Here is a 22,085-nt window from a genome sequence, read left to right on the forward strand (position 1 = left end):
ATGGCTATTTTCGCCCCTTTGCGGGCAACTCTTTCAGCATTATTGGCAGAATTATCTGATGAATAAAAAACGTCCCGCCTTGACCCCGGCAACCCTGTTATTGCTGCAGCCGATCTGTATCGGCTCGGCCCTGGCGGCGGAGCAAAAAGACAGCGACACCTTGGTGGTGATGGCGCAACCCACCGGATTGACCGAGCTGGGGTCGCCGGTCTCCGTTAGCGTGATCGACGGCGAAACCCTGCGCAACGCCGCGCCGCAGATTAATCTGTCGGAAAACCTCGGCAGCGTGCCGGGCCTGCAGATCCAAAATCGGCAAAACTATGCGCAGGATCTGCAGATGTCGATACGCGGGTTCGGCAGCCGTTCGATGTTCGGCGTGCGCGGGGTGCGCATGTACGTCGACGGCATTCCCGCCACCATGCCCGACGGCCAGGGGCAAACCTCCAATATCGACATCAATTCCGTCGAACGCATCGAGGTGCTGCGCGGCCCTTATTCCGCGCTGTACGGCAACGCCTCGGGCGGGGTTATCAATGTTGATACGATAACCGGCACCCAGCCGCCGACGCTGGAAGCCGGCGGCTATTTCGGCAGCGACAACACCTGGCGCTACGGGGTGAAAGCGACCGGCGCCACCGGCGACGGTACCCAGGCCGGCGACGTCAACTACGCCATCTCCGGCACCCGCTTTACCACCCAGGGCTACCGCGATCACAGCGCCGCGCGGAAAAACCTCGGCAACGGCAAGCTCGGCGTGCGGCTGGACGACGTCAGTACCCTGACGCTGATGTTCAACAGCGTCTCGATTGACGCCGGCGATCCGGGCGGCCTGACAGAGGCGGAATGGAAGGCCAACCCGCGCCAGGCGCCGCGCGCGGATCAATACAACACCCGCAAATCGCTCGACCAGACCCAGGCCGGCCTGCGCTATCAACGCCAGATGAGCGAGCGCGATGAACTGACCCTGACCGCCTACCACGGCGAGCGCCACACCACGCAATACCAATCCATCCCGATGGGGCCGCAGCTCAACCCCACCCACGCCGGCGGGGTGATCGTGCTGGAAAGAAAATATCAGGGCATTGACACTCGCTGGAAGCATGAGGATACTCTCGCATCGTTACCGGTAACACTGATCGGCGGTCTGGATTATGAAACCATGACCGAACGCCGCCAGGGGTTCGAAAACTTTATTCTGCGAGACGGCACAGTGGACTACGGCGAGAAAGGCGACCAGCGGCGCAACGAGAAGAACCGCATCTGGAACCTGGATCCTTACCTGCAAACCTCCTGGCAACTGACGCCGCACTGGACGCTGGACGCCGGCCTGCGCTACAGCACGGTCAGCTTCGACTCGACCGACTACTACATCACGCCGCGCAACGGCGACGACAGCGGCAGCAAACGCTACCACCAGTGGCTGCCGATGGGCTCGCTCAACTACAAGATCAATCCGGCGTGGAACGTCTATCTCTCCGCCGGCCGCGGCTTTGAAACCCCCACCATCAACGAGCTCTCCTACCGTCCCGACGGCCAGACGGGCCTCAACATCGGCCTACAGCCTTCCACCAGCGATACCGTCGAACTGGGCAGCAAACTGCGCCTCGGCAACGGCCTGGTGAGCGCGGCCCTGTTCCAGACCGATACCGATAACGAGCTGGTGGTGGCGGAAAGCAGCGGCGGACGCAGCAGCTATGCCAACGCCGGCAAAACCCGGCGGCGCGGCCTGGAGCTGGCGCTGGATCAAGAGTTTGCGCTGGACTGGCGCCTGCATATGGCCTGGACGCTGCTGGACGCCACCTACCGCAGCGATATGTGCGGCAAAGCCGTTTGTACCCCGGCCCAGACTATTCCCGCCGGCAATCGCCTGCCGGGCATCGCGCGCAACATGGGCTACGCTTCGCTGGCCTTTGCGCCGCCGGAAGGCTGGCACGCCGGCGCGGAGCTGCGCTACATGAGCGACATTCAGGCCAACGACGCCAACAGCGCGCAGGCCCCCTCTTACACCGTGGCCGGCGTAAACGCCGGCTATCGCTTTACCTGGAACCGCTGGGCGCTGGACGTGTTCAGCCGGGTAGATAACGTGTTCGATCGCCGTTACGTCGGTTCGGTGATCGTCAACGAAGGCAACGGCCGCTATTTCGAGCCGGCGCCGGGTCGCAACTGGGGTGGCGGCGCCACCTTGTCTTACCGCTTTGAATAAGGCAAAGCACCTTAAGGTTAAAAGACGGGATGGGTTTTACGTCACCCTAGCGGCTTCCCGCTGAAATATTAGGGAGAAACCGCGTGTTTTTTCCGATTTGGCTTAATCTCTAAATCGGGGACTTTCATTTTTGGTAAGGGTATTGCTATGCAAAATAAAGCGTCACTATCGCCGCTTATCGTCATAACGGCGCTGTTTGCCGCCCTGAGCGGGCTTTATCTGCTCGGCGGCGGCATTTGGCTGGCCAAGTTGGGCGGTTCGCTGTATTACATCATCGCCGGGCTGGTGCTGCTGGCGACCTCTTGGCTGCTGTTCCGCCGCCGCGCCACTGCGCTGCTGCTGTATGCCGTGTTCCTGTTGGGCACCACCGTTTGGGCCTTGTGGGAAGTCGGCCCGGACTTCTGGGCGTTGACGCCGCGTCTGGACGTCACCTTCTTCTTCGGCCTGTGGCTGGTATTGCCGTTTATCTACCGTAAGCTGGTGGCCAACGGCAAGTTCGCCTACGGTGCGCTGAGCGCAGCGCTGGTCATCACCGTCATTGCGCTGGCCTATGCCGTGTTCAACGATCCGCAAGAGATCAACGGCACCCTCGACGCCGCGCAGGTGCAGCCTAAAGACACCACCGGCGCCGACTGGCCGGCTTATGGCCGCACCCAGGAAGGCACCCGTTACTCGCCGCTGAGCCAGATCAACGACAAAAACGTTGGCCAGCTGCAAGAGGTTTGGCGTTTCCAGACCGGCGATCTGAAGACCGCCAACGATCCGGGTGAAATCACCAACGAAGTCACGCCGATCAAGATCCGCGATACCCTTTACATGTGTACGCCGCACCAGAAGCTGTTTGCGCTGGATGCCGCCACCGGTAAAGAAAAATGGAAGTTTGATCCGCAGCTGAAGTACAACCCGACCTTCCAGCACATCACCTGCCGTGGCGTGTCTTACCACGAAACCGCTGCCGCCGCAGACGCTGCCGGCAACGCCGCACCGGCGATGTGCGCACGCCGCATCATTCTGCCGGTCAACGACGGCCGCCTGTTCGCGCTGGACGCCGAAACCGGCAAACCGTGCCCGGACTTCGCCAACAACGGCGAACTGAACCTGCAGAGCAACATGCCGTATGCGACGCCGGGCCACTACGAGCCGACTTCGCCGCCGGTGATCACCGATAAAGTGATCGTCGTCGCCGGCGCCGTGACCGACAACTACTCCACCCGCGAGCCTTCCGGCGTGATCCGCGGCTTCGACGTCAACAGCGGCAAGCTGCTGTGGGCCTTCGATCCGGGCGCGAAAGATCCGAACGCCATCCCGGCGGACGAGCATCACTTCGTGCCGAACTCGCCGAACTCCTGGGCACCGGCCGCTTATGACGCCAAGCTGGATATCGTCTATCTGCCGATGGGCGTCGCCACGCCGGACATCTGGGGCGGCAACCGCACCCCGGAAATGGAGCGCTACGCCAGCGGCCTGTTGGCGCTGAACGCCTCCACCGGCAAGCTGGCCTGGTTCTATCAGACGGTCCACCATGACCTGTGGGACATGGACGTGCCGGCGCAGCCGACCCTGGCGGACATTACCGACAAGAGCGGTAAAAAAGTGCCGGTCATCTATGTGCCGACCAAAACCGGCAACATCTTCGTGCTGAACCGCACCAACGGCGAACTGGTGGTGCCGGCGCCGGAGAAACCGGTACCGCAGGGGCCGGCCAAAGGCGATCGCCTGTCACCGACCCAGCCGTTCTCCGAGCTGACCTTCCGCCCTGAGAAGAAACTGACCGGTGCAGACATGTGGGGCGCGACCATCTATGACCAGCTGGTCTGCCGCGTGATGTTCCACAGCCTGCGTTATGAAGGCACCTTCACCCCGCCTTCCGAGCAGGGCACGCTGGTGTTCCCGGGTAACCTCGGCATGTTCGAGTGGGGCGGCCTGGCCGTCGATACCGATCGCGAAATCGCCATCGCCAACCCAATTGCGCTGCCGTTCGTCTCCAAACTGATCCCACGCGGCCCAGGCAACCCGATTGAGCCGCCGGAAGGCGACAAGGGCGGCAGCGGTACCGAAACCGGTATCCAGCCGCAGTATGGCGTGCCGTTCGGCGTCACGCTGAATCCGTTCCTGTCACCGTTCGGCCTGCCGTGCAAACAGCCGGCCTGGGGTTACATTTCCGCCGTTGATCTGAAAACCAACGACATCGTGTGGAAAAAACGCATCGGCACCGTGCGCGACAGCTCCCCGCTGCCACTGCCGTTCAAAATGGGCATGCCGATGCTGGGCGGCCCGGTGACCACCGCCGGTAACGTGTTCTTCATCGGCGCCACCGCAGACAACTACCTGCGCGCCTTCAGCGTGACCAACGGTGAGAAGCTGTGGGAAGCGCGCTTGCCGGCCGGCGGCCAGGCGACGCCGATGACCTATGAGGTCAACGGTAAGCAGTACGTCCTGATCTACGCCGGCGGCCACGGTTCCTTCGGCACCAAGCTGGGCGACTATGTGGTCGCTTACGCGCTGCCCGATCAGAAGTAACCGCCACCGGTAATACCCTGCAAAGCACGCCGCAAGGCGTGCTTTTTCTTTTTACGCCCCGCCTGATGCGCCGCCCGCAATACCCTTAATTTTTTCATTTTCATTATTGATAATAATTATCATTCGCAATATTATGAGTGCGTGGCCCCGGCAGTGGCCCGCAATCCTTCTCCACCTTAATGGGCAATATGGCAGTCGGCCGCCTGCGGGCGGCCCTATTCGGAGGCGCATGGTCGACCACACGCAAAGACACCAAAAGAAGATCCTGCAAGCGGCGGTGAAGACGCGGCGCGCCGGCCTGCCGTTCGAGCCGGCTCACCCCGTCCATTCGCCCTTTGTCGGGCTTCCCCATCAAACAGAGGCCGTGCTGGTGCACCTGATCGGCCAAGATGACCCACAGGAGCCGCCGGAATGAATGTGCAGCCTTTTACCGCCATGCTGATGTTTGCCTACGTGCTACTGATGGTGCCGCTGCTCTACGTCATCGACAGCCGTCTGAGCGCCGGTAAGCTGGTGCGCAAAGCCACGCAAAACGTCATCATCATCGCGTTGACGCTGTTGTTCTTCAGCGCGATGACCCTGCTGTATTGACGCCGCAGCGGCTCAGGCGTAGGTCTGGCGCCTGAGCCGCGCCGTCACCCTCGCGGCCGCTCTACGGTTTTCAACCCGCCCATTCGCAGCCAGTGGTAGAGATCCGCGTTGCGTTTGAAACCCAGTTTTCTCATCGCCGCCTGTTTGTGGTTGCTGACGGTTTTCACGCTCAGGTGCAGGTTGCGCGCAATGGTGGTCTGCGGCAATTCACAGGCCAGATAGCGCATCACGTCCTGCTCGCGGCGGGTAATGCGCTGCCGTTCGCACCAATGGCAGCGGTGCGCTGCCCCGCTTTGCGCCCGCGCCGCCAGCGCCAGGTCCAGCTGTCTGACTACGCTGTCCGGCGAGTCATTGCGGAAGATCACCCCCGTTTCGCTGATGCAACGCGGCTTATCGCGCCAGCGAATATCGCCCGGCTCACGCAGCGCAAAGTTGATCGGTCGGCTGCCGCTCACTGAACGCAGGCAGAAACGCGCCTGCCAGTCTCGCTCCACGGACTGGAACACCATATCCGCCCGATGCGCCTGTGCGGCGTCCAGCAGCTGAACCCGCATGCCGCAGCGCGAGAAATACGCCAGCAGCAGCCGCTGCAATCCTTCAATAAAGAAACGGTCATTATCGATAAACGCCAGAGTGATGGTGCTTTCCATCGGCACGCTCCCTTTAAAATAATCCTTTCCGGCCGCCACCGAGCGTGAGCCATCCCCCCGATGGCGGGCGGCTCAACGACATAACGCGGCATCGCGCCTGCGCGCGGCGGGGGTAATGCGGCTACGGCAGCGCCAGAATGGCGACCGATTGCCCCGAGTAATCGCCGGCCTTGACCGTTCCGGTCACGCCGAGCGTGGAAGTGATCGGCACCGTGACGCCGCGTGTATCCGCAGTGAACTGGTAACCCAGGTTGCCCAGAGCGCCATTGATGCGCAGCGTGCTGTAAACGCCGGAGTTCCCCAGATCCAGGCGGCCATTGCTGCCGACACGGATATACATGACGATGTTCATCTTCTGCGAGCAAACCACGCGCAGGCTGCCACGCGCCGTGTTGCCCACCAGTTCGGTATCCGGCAACACCCCGTGGTTCAGATCGAGCTGTTGCTCATCGATGCCGCACACCCCGACCGGCGGTGGCGCGATGCCGCAAACGCTGCTCGGCATCAATCTCGCACTGGCCCCCTGAACAACGGAAGAGGAACTGGTGGTATAAAACAGCCCGACACACTCCTGAGTGATAGCGTCCCCCACATGAGAAGTCGCGCCGACAATCGGCAACGGATAGATGTTTTGGTAGAAGCGGCTGAGTTCGCCCATCGTCCTCAATTGGGTGATCTGTGGGTAGCGCCCTGAGCCGACGATAGAGGTCGACGGTGTCACCGCCGTACTGCCGCCGGTATTGGCACTGGTGTGGCGGTGGTTGATCCCCACCGCGCACATACTTTGCTGGTAACAGGGATTGGGCGACGAATCGTCCGTATCCCAGCTTTCGAGCACAAATTCATAGGACGCGTTGCTGGGGGAGCCGGTGCTCTTGGTCACGTACGAGTATATTTGCGCCGAGCACAGCCCCGGCAGCAGGCCAAGCAGTAAGTACATCCATCTGAAGTGAACACGCTGCATCGCGTCATATCCTTATTCTGTGGTGCCGGAGCCCGGCGCTCATTGGTAATCCAGACTGAAAGTCGCAATGGCGCTGAAAGCGCCGCGACCGATAGCTCGCTTCGCGATCGCTTCCGGTTCGCCGCGCACATAAGCCTGCACGCCGATAACCGTGCTGCCGTTCTGCAACGGGTACTTGCCGCCGGCGCTGTTGAGCGGTAACGGCTGCCCCTGCGGCGTCTCCATGCCGATGGCGATCCCGCGCGCCTGGCTGCTCGCCGCCAGTGCCAGAAGCCCCGGCAGCTGCGCATTCTCCGTGCCTTTGAAGGTGATCGAGACCGTCTTGCCCAGGCTGAGATCGCACTCCGTCAGCCGCAGCTCGAACGGTTGCCCCTGCGTGCGCTGGTTCAGGTACAGGTATTTGTCGACCAGCGTGCCGAAATCCAGCTCGATGTCTTCGTCGCCCGGCTGGATGACGCAAGGCTCCGCCACCAGCGCTCCGTGCATGCGCAGGTTGTCCACCGCGTGCGCCGCGCCGTTCACGCCCAGCGTCAGCAACAGCAGGCCGATGGCTCCGTGGCCGCCTGGCCGGCGGCGGGCTTGTATTGTTTTCACGCGCGCCTCCTTGTTCATTGGTAGTCGGCCCGCAGCGTCGCCGCGGCCTCGAATGCGCCTTCCGTCAAAGCTTCGCCCGGTTTGCCGACCGGCACCGCTTCCAGCAACGGCGGTTTGGCGGGATCGACGGGCAGTGCGCTGCCCACTTTGAACGGTTGGGCGTTCTGGTAAATGCGGATCCCCAGAGAGCGCCGATTGGTTTGCACCGCCGCTTCGTCGAACGTCGCGGCGGTGCCGGTCAGGCTCAGCAACATGTCCCATTTGCCGATCCCCGGTTCGCAGCGAATGCGGTAGCCGATGGTTTGTCGGTAGTTCACGCCATCAACCTTGTTGATGCCGACGCGATCGCCGAAGTCCACGTCGATGATCCCGTCGTCGTTAAGGGTGCAGGGCGGCGGCGCGATCAGCGTGCCGCGAAACTGCATGTCGACCGTTTTTTCCGCCCAGGCGAAAGGGCACGCCATCGCGGCGCACAGCAGCACGCTCGCCGTAAAACGTTGTTTCATGCTCTCGCTCCCGCGTTACTGGTAATCCACCTTCATGGTGGCGCCGGCGGTGAACTCGCCCGCCGTCAGCCTGGCGGAAGCCGATTTCACCGGCACCGCCTCAAGCGTCGGCGCGGCCGGATAGGTAAAGCTCAGCCATTGATTGACCGGCCAGCGGCGGCCGCCGTTCAGCAGCGCAATGCCTAGCCCGTCCTTGCTGGTGCGCAGCAGCTGGCCGTCGAAACCGCTCGCCGCCCCCTGCACCTGCAGCTTGAGCCCGTTGCTGCTCTGCCCGCTGCACGTCAGCGTGTAATTCACCGCCCGCCGATAATTGGCGCCGTCGATGCGGGTGGTCATCACCTCATCGCCAAAGTCCACCTCAATCGGGCGCCCGCCGTTGATGATGCAGGGGGGCGAAAGCACGGTGACCCGCACGTTCACCGTGGTCGCCTGCGCCGGCAGTTGGCCCAGCGCCAGCATCCCCGCCAGCCAGAACGCTGCCCGGCAACGCGTTATCTTCTGTGCCATCGCCTCGCCTCAGTCATAACTCAGCCTAAAATCCACCGTCGCCCGATACGCGCCGGCCATCAGCGGCGCCGCGGTTCGCTCCGGCGTCACGCTGTAGCTCAATGCATCTTGCCCCGGCGTCAACAGCAGCGGTTGCCCGCGGCTGCCCAGACGAACGTCGCGGCCGCGGCCGTCCAGCAGGCGCAGCCCCAGCCCGGTGGTACCCTGCGCTTTCACCAGCTGCGGGTTGTCGCTGTCCGCCGTCGAGCCGAAGCTGACCGTCACCGCCGGCTGATTCGGCGCCCAGGTCAACGCGCCGGTGCGCGCATCACGCTGGCCGCCCGGGGTGCGCAGACAATCCTGCAAGCGCAGCTCGAACGCCACCGGCTGCCCGCGATCGCCGACCTGCCGCAACCGTGCGGTGCCGGTCTCACCCAGCCAGATGTCCTGCCGCGCGCTGGTCATCTCCAACCGGCAGGCGCTCTCCGTCAGCGCGCCGTACACCTGCAGCACGCCATTGGCGCCCTCTACCTGCCAGTTGTCCACCTCGTCGGCCTGCGCCGGCGGCATCGCTATCACGCCCAGACTGAGCGCCAGCAGCAACGCGCCTGCGCCGATTTTTTTCCGTTCTCGTTTCATCCTTTACCCCTGAATGGCTCACAGCGCGGGTTATGAAGCCGTCCGTTTCTCCGGCACCACCTTGCAGCTCGTGCCGCTGCAGCTGAAGATCATCTGCGGCCGGCCGCCGTAATCGTTGATGTAGGTCAGCACCGGGCTGCCGCCCAGAGCCGCTGCGCCGACGGTCAGGCTCGCCTGGCTTTTCGGCGCGATCATGAAAGGCTCAAACCCCTTCACGCCCTCGCCGCCCTTTTTGCTGCCCGCATCGACGATGGTGATGTAGTACGGCGTCGGGTTATTGACCTGGTAACGCTCTCCTTGCCGCGTCAGCGTCAGCTGCTCCTGCCACGGCGTCGCCATGTCGGTACGGCTCGGCACGATAGCCGCCGGGCGGTAGAACAGCTTGATGCGCGTCTGCAGCGCGATCTGCAGCGTATTGGGCTTGTTGCTCTTCGGCGGGATCTCGCGCAGGTTGAAGTAGTACAGCGTCTCGCGGTCCTGCGGCAGCTGTTTGGCCGCCGGCAGCGCCTGGATCTTGATCTGGCTCGGTTTGCCCGGCTCGATGCGCTGCACCGGCGGCAACACCACCAGCGGGCTCTGGATCTTGTTGCCCTGCTCGTCCTCCAGCCAGCCCTGCGCCAGGTACGGCAGCTGTTTGTTCTGGTTACTGAGATTGAGGCTGACCGAGTTCTGGCCGCCGTCGAAGATCACCCGGGTGCGGTCGAGCGCGATCGCCGCCTGCGCGTGCTGCGACACCGTGGCGCCCAGCAGCACGAGCACCGCCGCGGTTTTCAGAGAAAAAGTTTGCATGTTGTCGATAACTCCAAATTCAGGATGATGAATTTATTCAACCGGCTCCGCCGGCGCCGCGGCGATCGGCCGGCAAGGCAGCAGCAGCGTACGCGTGAGCATGTCGGCCGGCAGCGTGGCAGGCAGCTGCACCTGACACTGCGCCGCGCCGCTCCAGTGAAGCGTCATGATCTCGCCGGCGTTGATGCCGCTCAGGTAGACGCTGCCGCCGTCGTTGACGATGCCGGTTTCTTGTTTACGGGCGTTCAGCACCGTGGCGCCGAACGGCGGCGTGCTGCCGTCCGCCAGTTTGACGATCGCCATTGCCTTCTCGCCGGCGATGACGTCAAACTGACGGTAGCCGATCGCGCCTTCGGTCAGGGTAGCCTGCACCACCGAGCGGGTGGCTTCGGCGTTGTCGCCCAGCTTGTCCAGATCGATGCTGGCCTTGTTGCGGTAGTAGCTGTTGACGTCCGCCACCACCGCCTTGCCGAAGCGGTTGGTGCTGACGGTGCTGCCGTAGCCGCGTACCGGCACCCCGGCCACGCCGTTGGTGTCCAGCAGCAGGCGCGTGCCGCCAATCATGCCGACGCGGTGCAACGCGCCGCCTTCCGGCGTCAGCGTCATGCCGCCCTGCGCGGACAGCCCCACGGCGCTGTAGCGTCCTTCCTGATAGCTGGCGTTGGCGCTCAGGCGCGCCGCATCGCCCTCGTGGTTGTAGTAGCCGCTCAGGTTGGCGCCGCGGCGCGAGCTGCCGGCACTCAGCTGATAGTTGTTGTGCTCATCGACTCGCTGGTAGTACCCCACCCGGTTCGTGTTGTCATTGCGGTTCACCGTGCTGTTGTAGCTGAGCGTGGCACCGTTGCCCCACGGCATCGACAGCGACAGGTACATGCCGTCGTCGTTGGTTTCGTTGTAGCGGTTGCGGTAGGCCGACAGCGACAGATTCAGGTTTTTTATCTCGCCGAGATCGAAATAGCGCGACAGCGTCAGGTTGTAACGATCGTTGGACGGACGATCCCAATAGGTCTGGTGGCTGTAGTTGAGATAGCTGCTCAGCCCCCAGTCGCGGAACTGCTTGTTGAAGGTGATGGTGTACATCTCCTTGTTGTTGCCGACCCGGCTGCCGTAATAGCGCGCATCAAGGTATTCGCCCATGCTCATGAAGTCCTCCTCCGAGAAGCGATAGCCTGCGAAGGTGACCTGACTGTCCAGCTCGTCGAAGGTTTTCGAATAGCTCACGCGATAAGAGCCGCCGCTCAGCGTCTCATCCCGCTGCGGCAACCGCGCCCGCGACTGGGTGGCGTCGAACGACAGCGCACCGAACATCATCAGATCGCGGCCTATCCCCAGCGACAGCGCGTTATAGTCGCCGCCCAGCAGCGCCCCGCCATACAGCGACCACCCGTTGCTGACGCCCCAGGAGAACTCGCCGGTGCCGAACAGCGGCCCGCGCGAATGGTGCTGCCAGTCCGAAGGTTTGCCGGCGGCCAGCTTGAAGCGCCACGAGCCGGGGCGCGTCAGGTACGGAATACTGGCGGTGTTGACCTTGAACGCCTGCACGCTGCCATCCTGCTCCTCCACCCGCACGTCCAGTTCGCCGCTGATGGCGTCGTTGATGTCCTGAATGCGAAACGGCCCCGCCGCCACCTGAGTTTCATAGATCACCCGCCCCTGTTGGCTGATCGTCACCTTGGCGTTGGTTTTGGCGACCCCGACCACCTCAGGCGCATAGCCGCGCAGGTTAGGCGGCAGCATGTTGTCGTCCGACACCAGGCTCACGCCGGAGAAGCGGAAGCTGTCGAAAATGCCCGAATCCAGATAATCCTCACCCAACGTCAGGCGCGAGCGCAGCGCGGAAACGGCCCGATAGGCGTAGTAACGGCTCCAGTCCAACCGTTTGTCGGTCGATTGCCCGCTGCCGGTCTGATGGTTCACCTGCCCCTGCCAGTCGGCGCGCAGGCGCCAGGCGCCGAGGTTGGCGCCGGCGGTGCCGTTGCCGCTGACGCTGTACCCCCGCGTACCGCCCTGCTGCTGCTGCCGGCTCTGGGCGTTGACGTTGTAATCGAACAGCAGGCCCGGAATGCCTTCATCCCAACGCGACGGCGGATCCCAGTCTTCCGAGCTGTATTCCAGGTAGGCCTGCGGCACGCTTAAATACAGCGCGCCCGTCGCCAGATCGCCGCGCGACACCATCCCTTTCAGGCTGGACTCATCCAGACACTCTCCCTGATGCCACCAGGTGAGCGTTTGCATCGCCGCCGATTTCAGCCCCAGCTGATCGACCAGCGCTTTGCCGACGCAGGCGCGGCTGCCGTCAGGTTCCTTGTCCGGCGGATAAAAAGGGATTTTCTGCTCGGGTAACTCGCTTTTATTGAGATGAACCACCATGCTGTAACTTCCCGGCATAATGTATCCACTGCGGGAAAATTGGCTTAGGTCGATATTTTTGCGATCGTTCACGTCCAAAATGTCGGCATTAAACTGAATACCGTCTTCGGCATATACCCACGTTGATGAACTTCCCAGCGCCAGCGTGATACATAACCCCAGCACCTGAAAACGAAATAGCTTCCCAGCAGGCGACAACATCATATCCCTAACCTTATATCGTATAATTCTGGCGTTGCGGCTCGCCGCAATCGCAGCGCTCAGTAATAATCCAGCTTAAAACGCACGGCGGAAAAATAATCCCCTGCACGCATCGGTTGATTATTGGCAACCAGCTTTATGGAATAATTAAGCGACATGCTGCCTGGCGTTATATCGCCAAGCGGCAACGGCCGACCTGGCGCGGCAATATTCCCCAGGCCATCGGATATTTGCAGCGCGATGCCTTTCGCTTCGCCGTGCACGCCGAATAAATCGCCCTCGGCATCACCGTCGAAAACCACCTGAAACTGCCGCCAGTCCGGTAAATTCGGCTTCGGGCGCTCAAGCGTGCAGTTGATTAATTCAATGGTGAAGGCATGTGTATTGCCCAAACCGTCACGCATCATATTTCCCGTCGGCATTACGGCCATATCGATAGTCTGTTCGCGGCTGCCGGCGGCGATCGCGCAAGCGGTATCAATAATGGCTCCTTGCATATTTACGCGCCCCCAGCCTTGAGAGCTGGGCGCCGCCGACACGGCCGGGCTCATCAGCGTGGCCATCAATATGCAAGGAGACACTAAAGGGTGAATAAATCGGCGCACTGAACCTCCTGACAACTGCCCTTCCATCTTGGAAAAATGCATGCGGGGAACCCCCGCATGCAAAAAGTCACGCCAATGGCGCAGGCTTACTGGTAAGCCAGCTTGAAGTCGGCTACGGCGGTGAAATCACCCGGAACCACGCTGGCGGAAGCGCCGTCGCCCTGCAGGTAAGCCGCAAAGCGCAGCGTGTTGGTACCGGCACCCAGGTTATGCGGAGCCGTGGCGGTGCCCAGCTTGATCGGATTGCTGGCGGTGTCGGTGATGGCGATGCTGGCGCCGCTGGCGGTGCCGACGATGCCCAGCAGATCCTTGTTGGCGGCAGAGGCTTTGCCTTCGAAGGTGGTCGTGACGGTTTTCAGCGTCGAGTTGTCGCACTGTTCCAGTTTGATATCGAACTGGCGTGGCGCCGATTTGCCGCCATTTTTCAACGCAACGTTGGAAACCTGGCCCATATCCACGGTCTGGTCCACGGTCTCAGGAGAAATGGAGCAAGGCGCATCAATAATGGAACCGGTAAACGTCACTTTGCCATGCCCCTGATCGCCGGCATGCGCCAGAGAAGAAACGCCAAACGCCAGAGCCGCTGCCAGCATGATTTTGTTCAGTTTCATAATTCACTTATTCCTTTAATTTATGTAAAAAGCGCAGGATCGCTCCCGTTCCTTTAACAGTTATTTATATAATCCAGAATGAAAACGGTATTATCCGCAGACAAAGCAAACCCTCACGATAATTAAATCGCGTATTTTATTTCATCATTACCCATTTTAGGTATTCAGCAAAACTCACGCTGACGAGAAAGAAAAAAATCAAATCTTTAAATTTCCACAAAATTTACTACCCATCATGAAAATTACACTAAGATTTAACTTATTCGCTTGTCTTGGCCCGAATATTGTTACAAAAACCGCGACAATTTGAAAAGTCATTTCCGGCAAAAGCAATAAATACGAGATATAAGCCCAAAAACCACAGGGCAAATATATTTTTGCGAAACAACAGATCGTAAAATTAACAACGTCAGTCAATTATCTCGTAAAATATATATCACGCGACATTATTGATCGCCTTTTTTCTATTTGCGTTATAATGATCCGGAAAAGGAAAGGGAGGCTTATCAATTCGGTCCGGTAAAAACCGGCACCGGGCAGTAAATAATGGAGAAAAGATATGAATTACAGCCATTACATACAGCAGGCTGAGCATTTAGCCACCCCGTTACCCCTTCTGATCGGTGAGTGCCGCGGGATTATCGCAACGGAAATATCGGGTTCAGGCAGGCGTTCGCGACCGGTTCAAGAAGGGTATTGCCGGAACAGAGCATTATTGTCCGGGAGACGCTTACCGTTATATCAAAACTCGGCTGAGGCTTAAGGGAGGCTGACATGATAAAACGCACGCCAAAACAACAAGAATTACAAAACCTGCAGCAGCATTTATTAACCACGCTGCACCGCCTCTGCCCTGTGGCCAACGGTGCGGCCCCCCCGCCCCCCGGCGAGTGGCCCACCACTCGCCAGCTGGCCGAGTCTAACGACATCACCATCTATCAGGCGCGCAACCTGCTGTTGAATCTGGCCGGCCGGGGCAAAGTGTTGGTCACGCCGGGGCCGGTCAATAAGTCGTTGCGCTGGTACCCTTCCCTCTGAACGCGTTTTTCCTGCCGGTGTCCCCCAGGCTACCGGCAGGCTTCGCACGGACGAGACTATCCGGCGTCCGTGCGCCTGACCCGCGGATATTTCCACAGCCAGCGCCCGCTGACCATGCGCCAGTAAAACAAAGCGCCGCGCACCGCCCAATCGAGAAACATCCCCAGCCAGACGCCCACCACGCCCATGCCCAGTTCAATGCCCAGCACATAACCGGCCACCACGCGGCAGCCCCACATGCCCAGCATCGTCACCCACATGGCGAAGCGGGCGTCGCGCGCGCCTTTCAGCCCGGCGGGCAACACCCAGGAAGCGGCCCAGATCGGCATAAAGGCGGCGTTGAGCCAGATGAGGGTTTTCACTACCGTTTTTACGTCATCCTGCGAGGTATAGAACGCGGCAAAGACGCCGGCCAGCGGCGCCGTGCCCCAGGCGATGGCGGTCAGCCCGAGGGTCGACAGCCAGAAAATATGGCGCAGCTGCCGCTCCGCCTGGCCGATCTCGCCTTTGCCGAGCCGCCGCCCCACGATGATGGTCGAGGCAGAGCCCAGCGCGTTGCCCGGCAAGTTGATCAGCGAAGCGATAGAAAAAGCGATGAAGTTGCCGGCGATCACGTTGGTGCCCATGCCGGCGACGAACATCTGCGTCAGCAGCTTGCCGCCGTTGAACAGCACCGATTCGACGCTGGCGGGAATGCCGATCCCCAGCACTTCCCACAGGATGCTCATCTTCAGCGGCGTGAAATAGCTTTTCAGCGTGATGTGCAGCGCCGGGTTAAAACCGATCGCCAGCACATAGAGAATGGCGATGGCACCGATATAGCGGGAAATCGTCAGCCCCAGCCCGGCGCCGACGAAGCCCAGCCCGTGCCAGCCGAGCATGCCGTAAATCAGAATGCTGCTGATGATGATATTGAGGATATTCATGCCGCCGTTGATCAGCAGCGGGATCTTGGTGTTGCCCGCGCCGCGCAATGCGCCGCTGCCAATCAGCGCAATCGCCGCCGCCGGGTAGCTCCACACCGTGGTCTGCAGGTAAGAGAGCGCCAGCGCCTTCACCTCCGGCGAGGCCGCCCCGGCGATCACATCGATGATCGGTTCGCCCGCCAGATGGATGCCTGCCGCCAACAGCAGCGCCACGCCGGTCATCAAGACCAGGGACTGACGCGCCGCCGCGCGCGCCCGCCGACGATCGCGCTTGCCGAGGCTGAAGGCCACCACCACGGTGGTGCCGAGATCCACCGCGGCGAAAAAGGCGATGATCACCATGTTGAAGCTGTCCGCCAGCCCCACCCCGGCCATCGCCTCTTTACCGAGCCAGCTCACCAGAAAGGTGCTCAGCACCCCCATCAACAGAACGCAGGCGTTCTCCAGAAAAATGGGCACCGCCAGCGGCGTGATTTCGCGCCAGAACAGCACGCGGTAGCTTTTCCGTTTGGCGTACCAGGGCGTATTTTCCACGCGCTGACGCAGGGCGGCATACAGGTTCAAGGTGGGCTCGATGGATAAAAGTGAAACATCATTTCAAATGATGAGCGATAAATCGTTATCCTGCAAAGAATTTTTGGGCGCCCGCGACGAGCGCCCGAAAGGCACACCGTCGCGCTACTCCATGTAGTCTTCCTGATCGGCCTGCGCCGCCGCGATAAAGCGTGCGGTGCTGCGGCTGAGTGTGGTGCATTTGTCCGTCAGCAGCTGATTGTCCTGCTGCAGAGTCAGGTAGCGCGCCTGGGTGAGCGCCGGCAGCTGCCGATACCCTGCCGCCTGCGTATCCCAGCCGCGATGCTGCGCCGCTCGCATCGCGGTGCGTTGCAATTTGACATCGTCCGGCACATCGCTGCGCCCGCAGTCCACGCGCAGGAAGTGCCCGCCGGCCAGCATCGAAGCGATGTGATCCAACTGCGCCTGCAGCGGCGGCGTCGGTTTATGCGCCGTTTGCTGACAGCCCGCCAGCAGCAGCAACGCCACCGCGCCGCAAAGAGAAGTGCGAAACAGAGTAGACATGGGAGCTCCCGGAAAACCTGTGGGTGATGCAATGATCTTAGGTGAGCGGATGCCGAGCGGCAAGGCGAGCAGCACGCGCTGCCCGCTTAACGCCGACCGCTGCTGACTTTGGTGGCGCGGGCGGGGTTGCCGGCGACGAACTCCAGCGTGGGGGAATAGTAAAACGGCAGCCAGGCGTTATAGCCGCTCTCCCACTCCCATTTGACCGGGCAGGGCCACAGCATGTCTTCATGCAGGATGTAATAGATCCACCGCCCGGGCGGACGGCGCGGTTTGCGCATTTTCATAGCGAGTACGGCGGCCTGATGGCGTGCGATAAGGTCAACTGCTGCATTTTACCGCGATTTTGGCCGCGGGGACAGCCTGGGTTGCCGGGCGAGCGTTAGCCGCCGCTCGCGGCCCCCAGCGCCACCACCCTATCCGCCGAGTCGATCGTCGATTTTCTGTGGGCGACAATCACGCGCGTGATATTCAGCGAAGATATCGCCCGGTTGATCGCCAATTCATTCTCAACGTCCAGATGGCTGGTCGCTTCATCCATAAACAGCACGCTTGGTCGCCGGTAGAGGGCGCGTGCAATAAACAGACGTTGCTTTTGCCCGCCGGAGATGCCGTTCCCCAGCTCTCCGATCAGGGTTTCGTAACCCATCGGCATCTGCATGATTTCCTCGTGAATGTTGCTGTGCATCGCACAGGCCACAATCCACTCTTTATTGGCGTTGACCTCGAAGCCGCTGATGTTTTCCGCGATCGAGCCGGAGAATAACCGGTCGTCCTGCAACACGCAGGCGATCGCATTGCGGTAGTTATTCACGCCGATTTTATGGATATCCATCATGTCGGCCAGGATCTCTCCCGAGGTTGGGTTGAGCAAGCCGCACATGACCTTCAGCAAGGTGGTTTTCCCCACGCCTGACGCCCCGACGATGGCGACGCTCTCGCCGGCGGCAATGCGGATATCCAGGTCTTTAAAGATCGGCCGGGACAGCGCGTCATATTGATAGGTGAGGTTTTTAACCTCAACGGCAACCCCCTTGCCCGGTTCGAAGACCTGCCGCGGCGCGGACTCCGCCTCCGCATCGGTAAAGACGATGTCGGATATCCTCTCATTGTGCAGCGACAGCATGCGCAGGCCGATCGCCAGATCGATCAGGCTGGAAGCCCGCTGCGAGAACTGGCCGCGATAGGCGTTGAACGCCATGAACATGCCGAGCGTCATCGTATTGTCGATGACCATCATGGCGCCGAGCCAAAGTATCGCCACCTGATCGAGCGTGGTGATAAAGGTATTGATCCCGCCGAACATCATATTGAAACGGGTGATTTTGATATTGGTATTGGCGGCATCGACATTCAAATTGAGCCAATAGCTGGAGCGCGTTTCCTTGATGCCCAGCGCTTTGACCGTGGAAATACCGTACAGCGTCTCCATGAAATGCGAGTTGGCCTTGGCCGCCTTGACGATTTGTTCCTCCGAGAATTGGCGGTAGGTGCGGTAGGTCATCATCCTGATGAGGATGTAGACCAGGGTGAAGCCTGACACCACCCAGACCAGCCAGCCGCCATAGACCATCATCATCACGAACAAGCCGACCGTCATGATGCCGTCGATGATCCCGCCGACGATATTATTGGTAAAGGTGGTTCTGATCGCATCCAGTGAGGAAAACCGCGATTGGATATCCCCCAGGTGCCGTTTCTCGAAAAAGTCCAGCGGCAGCTTCAGCAAATGTTCGAACAGCGTCGTCTTCCACTGGATATCGGTCAGCGTCCCCAGCACGATGGAAATCCAGGCCCTGGCGATGCTGACCACGGCGCGAAACAGGGTGAAGAAGATCAACCCCAAACAGATGACCGTCAGCAAGCTGTAGTCATGCGCCTGAATGACATGGTCGGTCACGAGCTGGGTCCCCACGGGCAGCAGCAGGTTGACCGACTCGATGACGAGCGATAAGGCAAAAATCTTGAGCAGCGTTCCCGGCAGCCCCTCGATATTTTTCATCAAATCCAGCAGGCGTAAACGGGTCTTTAAGGTCTCTTGCTGAAAAGCCTTGTCGGGCCACAGCTCCAGCGCAATGCCGGTAAAATGGTTCGACATCTCTTGCAGGCCAATCACTCGGCGCCCGAAGGCAGGGTCGTGAATCACAAAGCCCGCGCGCTGAACCTTAACCAGCACCACGAAATGGTTCATGTTCCAATGCAATACGCAGGGCGTTTTCAGTTGATTGATTTCATCGATGTCCAGCGACAAGGCCCGCGTCTTCAGCTGAATTTGCGCCGCGATTTGTGACAGGGTGCCCAGGGTCGCGCCCTGGGTGGAAATGCCGAATCGCTGCCGCAGGCTCAGCATATCCACATTAAATCCGTAATAAGAAGAGATCATCGCGAGGCAGGCCAGGCCGCACTCCGACGACTCCGACTGCAAGATGCTCGGCACCCGTTTACGCAGAGAGAACGTTAACTTTTCGTTGATCCGTTCAAAAAGATTATGATCCTTCATCGACTCTCCCCACCACGCTGTTTTTTATGTCATACAAAGGCGCGACCGCCCATTGATAAAGCGGTTTCTTATCCAGGAACACAATCACCCTGGCCTGCAGCCCACTGCTGATCTCCAGATATTTCCCTTTGTCGCTGAATTGCGTGTCGCTGATGGACGCCAACACTTTGTAGTAGGCGTTTCGCTCCCTTTTATTGCCGCTGCTGTATTCCGCCATCTCCTGCGGAGAAGCCGGAACCGAAGAGATGGATTCAATGCGCCCCGGAAACTGGCCGAACTTGTCCGAGGGAAAAGCCTCGTAGCGAATGTTGATGCCATCGCCGATTTTCACGTAGGGCAAACTGTTATTCGGCAGCCACAACACCAGATAATATTTGATGTTCTCAATCGGCTTGATCTGCGCCAGGCTGCTGCCGCTCTCGACCACCTGCCCGGCGGTCACGCTCAGCGACTCGATTTTCCCCTTCAGCGGCGCCTTGATAATCACCTGGTCGCCGGCGTTGGATTCCGCCAATTGGCGTTGCAGCTCGCTGCGTTGCGATTCGCTTTGCGATATTTGATTGTCGTAATCGGCGGCGCGAATCAGCAGATCGCTGCGCAGCTGCGACAGCTGGATATTCTGCTGAATCTTTTGGCTGTTGAGCGCCTGATAGGAACTCTGCTGTTGCTGAAAGAGCGAACGCTGATAATTCAGCTGATCCTTGGTAATCAACCCTTTCGTCAGGTAATGCTCATAGTTTTTCAAACTCTCCCTCATTTTTTCCATGCCGTCTCTGGCACTGAGGTTAAGTTTTTCCGTTTCTTTATACGCTATCTCATAGCTGTCGATCTGTTTTCTCAGGTTCTCCAGCATCGCGTCTTTGTTTTTTTTCAGCTTGCTGATGATCGAATCCAGATTGCCGATCTGCTTGTTGATTTCACCCGCGGCAATATGGCTGACATTACCCGAGGCCGTGCTTCTGGAAACATCGATGATATACAGCGGCTCGTCTTTTTCCACCACATCACCGGCCTGGTGGAAAGACCGATTCACATAGCCATATTGGGAAGAAAAAACGTTCGTCGAATGCGGAATGCTGATCACCTCCCCCTCGACATCCACCCTGCGCGTATATTCACAAAAATAGAGCGCGCTCGCCAAAATAAGAATAAAAACGAGGCACGTCACGGCAATCACAGAGCTGGACGCGCCGGAAATCAGCAGCGCTCTGCCGGTCCATCTTTGACGTTGATAATTGACCGCCTCCTGGCGGAAAATATTTCTGCTCTTATTATCACTCATAGGAAGACCTGCGCATGCCTGACCGGGAGACAGCCGCAGCGCGAGCGCTGCGGCCTTGGACAGCAATATTGATTTAGCTGATGGTGCCGTTAATCAGCCCATCGAGGCCTTTTTTGGAGTATTCCAGGGTGGTATCCCAGCCAACAACGGCCGCGGCCACGCCGCTGGCCACGCCGCCCAGAATACCCGCAGCGACCATGCCAACGCCCTGGCCAATGGAGCCGACGCCCAGCAGACCGCCGCCGTCGCCGCCGTGCTTACCGCCGATGACGGCGCCCGCCATGCTGCCGACCGCGGCGCCCAAAGCAACGGACGAAACGGCTTCCGCGGCATTGGTGACGGCGCTGCCAATCAGGCCGGCCAGCCCATTGCTCATATCCCAGGAATAGGCGCCTGACACTTCATTCATTTCGATAACAGACAGTTCTTTCATTGGTTAATCTCCATATTTAAACGGACAAACACAGCCATACATGCGTGTTGTCATTGCATTGGCATCGGCCTGCAGCGCCGGATGCCACCAATAATGCCGCGGGAAAAGACGGCATTATATTTTTGATGCGGCTCCCTTAATTCTGCGTAATGGTGAATGTCATGACGGCATCGGCCTGCCCGGGGCTAATGTCCCCCGTCTGCTTATAACGCGCCATTAAGGGAATTCTGATCTCTTTTTCGGCAGCGGTGTGATAGTTAATCGGCCGGGAAAACGTGAGCGGATTACGGTTCTCGTCCAGGACCTCCACGGCAACGCCCTTTGCCGCATCAGAACCGTCGGCAATAGCGATCATGCCTACGCCCGGCGAATTTCCGGCCGCTTCAAACGTCACCTGTACCGGAATATTGTCTTCCTGGCATTGCAGGACCACGAAGAAGTTACGTTCGGAAGACACCGCGCTGCTGCCGACCCCATTAAATTCGCTGCGTTTTGGGCTGCCTAAGTCCACCGTTTGATTTTTATAATTCAAATCCACCAGGCAGCTTTTCTGAATGACCTTCATGCCGGAAATGCTCAAGTCCAATACCGAGGTCGAGTCCAGATAATATCTGGCGATAATCTTCCCCCCCATATCACCGCCGGTTTTAATCGGGCCGGTTTTGATAAACGTCAGCCTGACATCATTGCGGTTGATCCACGGCGTCAGCAGGTTGGGCGAAATCGCCGTATTGAAAGGCACGTTCTTATTGCTCTGCCACAGGTCCGAAATCGTCACGCCTACGCCGTCGATGCCCGTTTCAAACACGCCGGGCAGCGCACTCGGCGTCAGCGGCGACAGGGAGCGATAGGCCACCGAGCCCGAGCAAAGGAAAGAAAACGTCGTGCCGCTGATGCTGTTTTCCGTACGGACAGCCAACTGTTCGCCGATTTCAATACGCGGATCCACGGCCAGCGTCAGCAACCCCATGCGGATGGTTTTCGCGTTGGTGGTACAGGTGCCGGCATACGCCACCGTCGTTAGCGTCGCCAGCCATAGCAGAGCGCCGTAACCGAATATCCTGATAAAAACGTTCATTTTCACTCTCACTTAACAAGTC

General features: G+C 59.8%; 22 protein-coding genes. 5 read left to right on the forward strand and 17 right to left on the reverse strand.

The window, feature by feature from the left end; all coding sequences use genetic code 11:
* Positions 1-58: 58 nt before the first annotated feature.
* From pqqU to ACJ8QI_RS11550, 4 genes are all read left to right on the forward strand, one after another.
* Positions 59-2,203 (forward strand): TonB-dependent receptor PqqU, encoded by a 2,145-nt coding sequence (gene pqqU, locus ACJ8QI_RS11535; protein ID WP_442532516.1) that lies wholly within the window; start codon positions 59-61, stop codon positions 2,201-2,203.
* 147 nt (positions 2,204-2,350) lie between these two features.
* A complete protein-coding gene (locus ACJ8QI_RS11540; protein WP_060420510.1) occupies positions 2,351-4,723 on the forward strand; it encodes a glucose/quinate/shikimate family membrane-bound PQQ-dependent dehydrogenase in 2,373 nt (790 codons plus the stop codon).
* 229 nt (positions 4,724-4,952) lie between these two features.
* Positions 4,953-5,138 carry a hypothetical protein gene (locus ACJ8QI_RS11545; RefSeq protein ID WP_060420507.1) on the forward strand — a complete coding sequence of 62 codons (186 nt, stop codon included), beginning with the start codon at positions 4,953-4,955 and terminating at the stop codon, positions 5,136-5,138.
* Complete coding sequence (locus tag ACJ8QI_RS11550; protein ID WP_038872213.1) at positions 5,135-5,314, forward strand: hypothetical protein; 180 nt, start codon at positions 5,135-5,137, stop codon at positions 5,312-5,314. Before ACJ8QI_RS11545 ends, ACJ8QI_RS11550 begins: the two co-directional genes overlap by 4 nt.
* A gap of 44 nt (positions 5,315-5,358) precedes the next feature.
* Here the strand turns inward: ACJ8QI_RS11550 and ACJ8QI_RS11555 are convergent, their stop codons facing one another.
* From ACJ8QI_RS11555 to ACJ8QI_RS11600, 10 genes are all read right to left on the reverse strand, one after another.
* Positions 5,359-5,964: a helix-turn-helix transcriptional regulator gene (locus ACJ8QI_RS11555; RefSeq protein WP_084827590.1), complete on the reverse strand. Its 606-nt coding sequence runs from the start codon at positions 5,962-5,964 to the stop codon at positions 5,359-5,361.
* 121 nt (positions 5,965-6,085) lie between these two features.
* Positions 6,086-6,928, reverse strand: coding sequence for an MrpH family fimbial adhesin (locus tag ACJ8QI_RS11560; protein WP_089186140.1), 843 nt, complete (start codon positions 6,926-6,928; stop codon positions 6,086-6,088).
* 39 nt (positions 6,929-6,967) lie between these two features.
* A complete protein-coding gene (locus tag ACJ8QI_RS11565; RefSeq protein ID WP_370592990.1) occupies positions 6,968-7,522 on the reverse strand; it encodes a fimbrial protein in 555 nt (184 codons plus the stop codon).
* 14 nt (positions 7,523-7,536) lie between these two features.
* Positions 7,537-8,028 carry a fimbrial protein gene (locus ACJ8QI_RS11570; protein WP_141959635.1) on the reverse strand — a complete coding sequence of 164 codons (492 nt, stop codon included), beginning with the start codon at positions 8,026-8,028 and terminating at the stop codon, positions 7,537-7,539.
* Positions 8,029-8,043: 15 nt separating this feature from the next.
* Complete coding sequence (locus ACJ8QI_RS11575; RefSeq protein ID WP_060420495.1) at positions 8,044-8,535, reverse strand: fimbrial protein; 492 nt, start codon at positions 8,533-8,535, stop codon at positions 8,044-8,046.
* Between the two features lie 9 nt (positions 8,536-8,544).
* Positions 8,545-9,153 (reverse strand): fimbrial protein, encoded by a 609-nt coding sequence (locus tag ACJ8QI_RS11580; RefSeq protein WP_060420492.1) that lies wholly within the window; start codon positions 9,151-9,153, stop codon positions 8,545-8,547.
* Between the two features lie 30 nt (positions 9,154-9,183).
* The gene (locus tag ACJ8QI_RS11585; protein WP_442532517.1) at positions 9,184-9,942 is read right to left on the reverse strand and encodes a fimbria/pilus periplasmic chaperone; all 759 of its coding nucleotides are present in this window, start codon (positions 9,940-9,942) and stop codon (positions 9,184-9,186) included.
* 33 nt (positions 9,943-9,975) lie between these two features.
* Positions 9,976-12,516 (reverse strand): outer membrane usher protein, encoded by a 2,541-nt coding sequence (locus ACJ8QI_RS11590; RefSeq protein WP_442532518.1) that lies wholly within the window; start codon positions 12,514-12,516, stop codon positions 9,976-9,978.
* Positions 12,517-12,572: 56 nt separating this feature from the next.
* On the reverse strand, positions 12,573-13,076 hold the full coding sequence (locus tag ACJ8QI_RS11595) for a fimbrial protein (RefSeq protein WP_080432905.1): 504 nt from the start codon (positions 13,074-13,076) through the stop codon (positions 12,573-12,575).
* A 128-nt stretch (positions 13,077-13,204) separates the two neighbouring features.
* The gene (locus ACJ8QI_RS11600; RefSeq protein WP_060420481.1) at positions 13,205-13,729 is read right to left on the reverse strand and encodes a fimbrial protein; all 525 of its coding nucleotides are present in this window, start codon (positions 13,727-13,729) and stop codon (positions 13,205-13,207) included.
* A 774-nt stretch (positions 13,730-14,503) separates the two neighbouring features.
* Between ACJ8QI_RS11600 and ACJ8QI_RS11605 the strand changes: the two genes are divergently transcribed.
* Entirely contained in the window at positions 14,504-14,767 is a 264-nt protein-coding gene (locus ACJ8QI_RS11605; protein ID WP_060420478.1) for a FaeA/PapI family transcriptional regulator, read from the forward strand.
* A gap of 56 nt (positions 14,768-14,823) precedes the next feature.
* On the opposite strand, the gene ACJ8QI_RS11610 is transcribed toward ACJ8QI_RS11605, so the two are convergent.
* The 7 genes from ACJ8QI_RS11610 to ACJ8QI_RS11640 form a co-directional block, all read right to left on the reverse strand.
* On the reverse strand, positions 14,824-16,257 hold the full coding sequence (locus tag ACJ8QI_RS11610) for an EmmdR/YeeO family multidrug/toxin efflux MATE transporter (RefSeq protein WP_060439618.1): 1,434 nt from the start codon (positions 16,255-16,257) through the stop codon (positions 14,824-14,826).
* Positions 16,258-16,371: 114 nt separating this feature from the next.
* Positions 16,372-16,770, reverse strand: coding sequence for a type II secretion system pilot lipoprotein GspS (gene gspS / locus ACJ8QI_RS11615; protein ID WP_060420474.1), 399 nt, complete (start codon positions 16,768-16,770; stop codon positions 16,372-16,374).
* Positions 16,771-16,856: 86 nt separating this feature from the next.
* The gene (locus ACJ8QI_RS11620) at positions 16,857-17,057 is read right to left on the reverse strand and encodes a hypothetical protein (protein WP_016927170.1); all 201 of its coding nucleotides are present in this window, start codon (positions 17,055-17,057) and stop codon (positions 16,857-16,859) included.
* 95 nt (positions 17,058-17,152) lie between these two features.
* Positions 17,153-19,270, reverse strand: coding sequence for a peptidase domain-containing ABC transporter (locus ACJ8QI_RS11625; protein WP_102984441.1), 2,118 nt, complete (start codon positions 19,268-19,270; stop codon positions 17,153-17,155).
* Positions 19,257-20,552, reverse strand: a complete 1,296-nt coding sequence (locus tag ACJ8QI_RS11630) for an HlyD family secretion protein (protein ID WP_060439614.1) — start codon at positions 20,550-20,552, stop codon at positions 19,257-19,259. The genes ACJ8QI_RS11625 and ACJ8QI_RS11630 overlap by 14 nt, the downstream gene beginning before the upstream one ends.
* Positions 20,553-20,625: 73 nt before the next feature.
* Entirely contained in the window at positions 20,626-20,985 is a 360-nt protein-coding gene (locus ACJ8QI_RS11635; RefSeq protein WP_060420470.1) for a hypothetical protein, read from the reverse strand.
* A 136-nt stretch (positions 20,986-21,121) separates the two neighbouring features.
* Entirely contained in the window at positions 21,122-22,063 is a 942-nt protein-coding gene (locus ACJ8QI_RS11640) for a fimbrial protein (protein ID WP_060420468.1), read from the reverse strand.
* Positions 22,064-22,085: the final 22 nt, after the last annotated feature.

The sequence above is a fragment of the Serratia sp. CY84636 genome (genome assembly GCF_052166245.1).
Classification (GTDB): Bacteria; Pseudomonadota; Gammaproteobacteria; order Enterobacterales; family Enterobacteriaceae; genus Serratia; species Serratia nevei.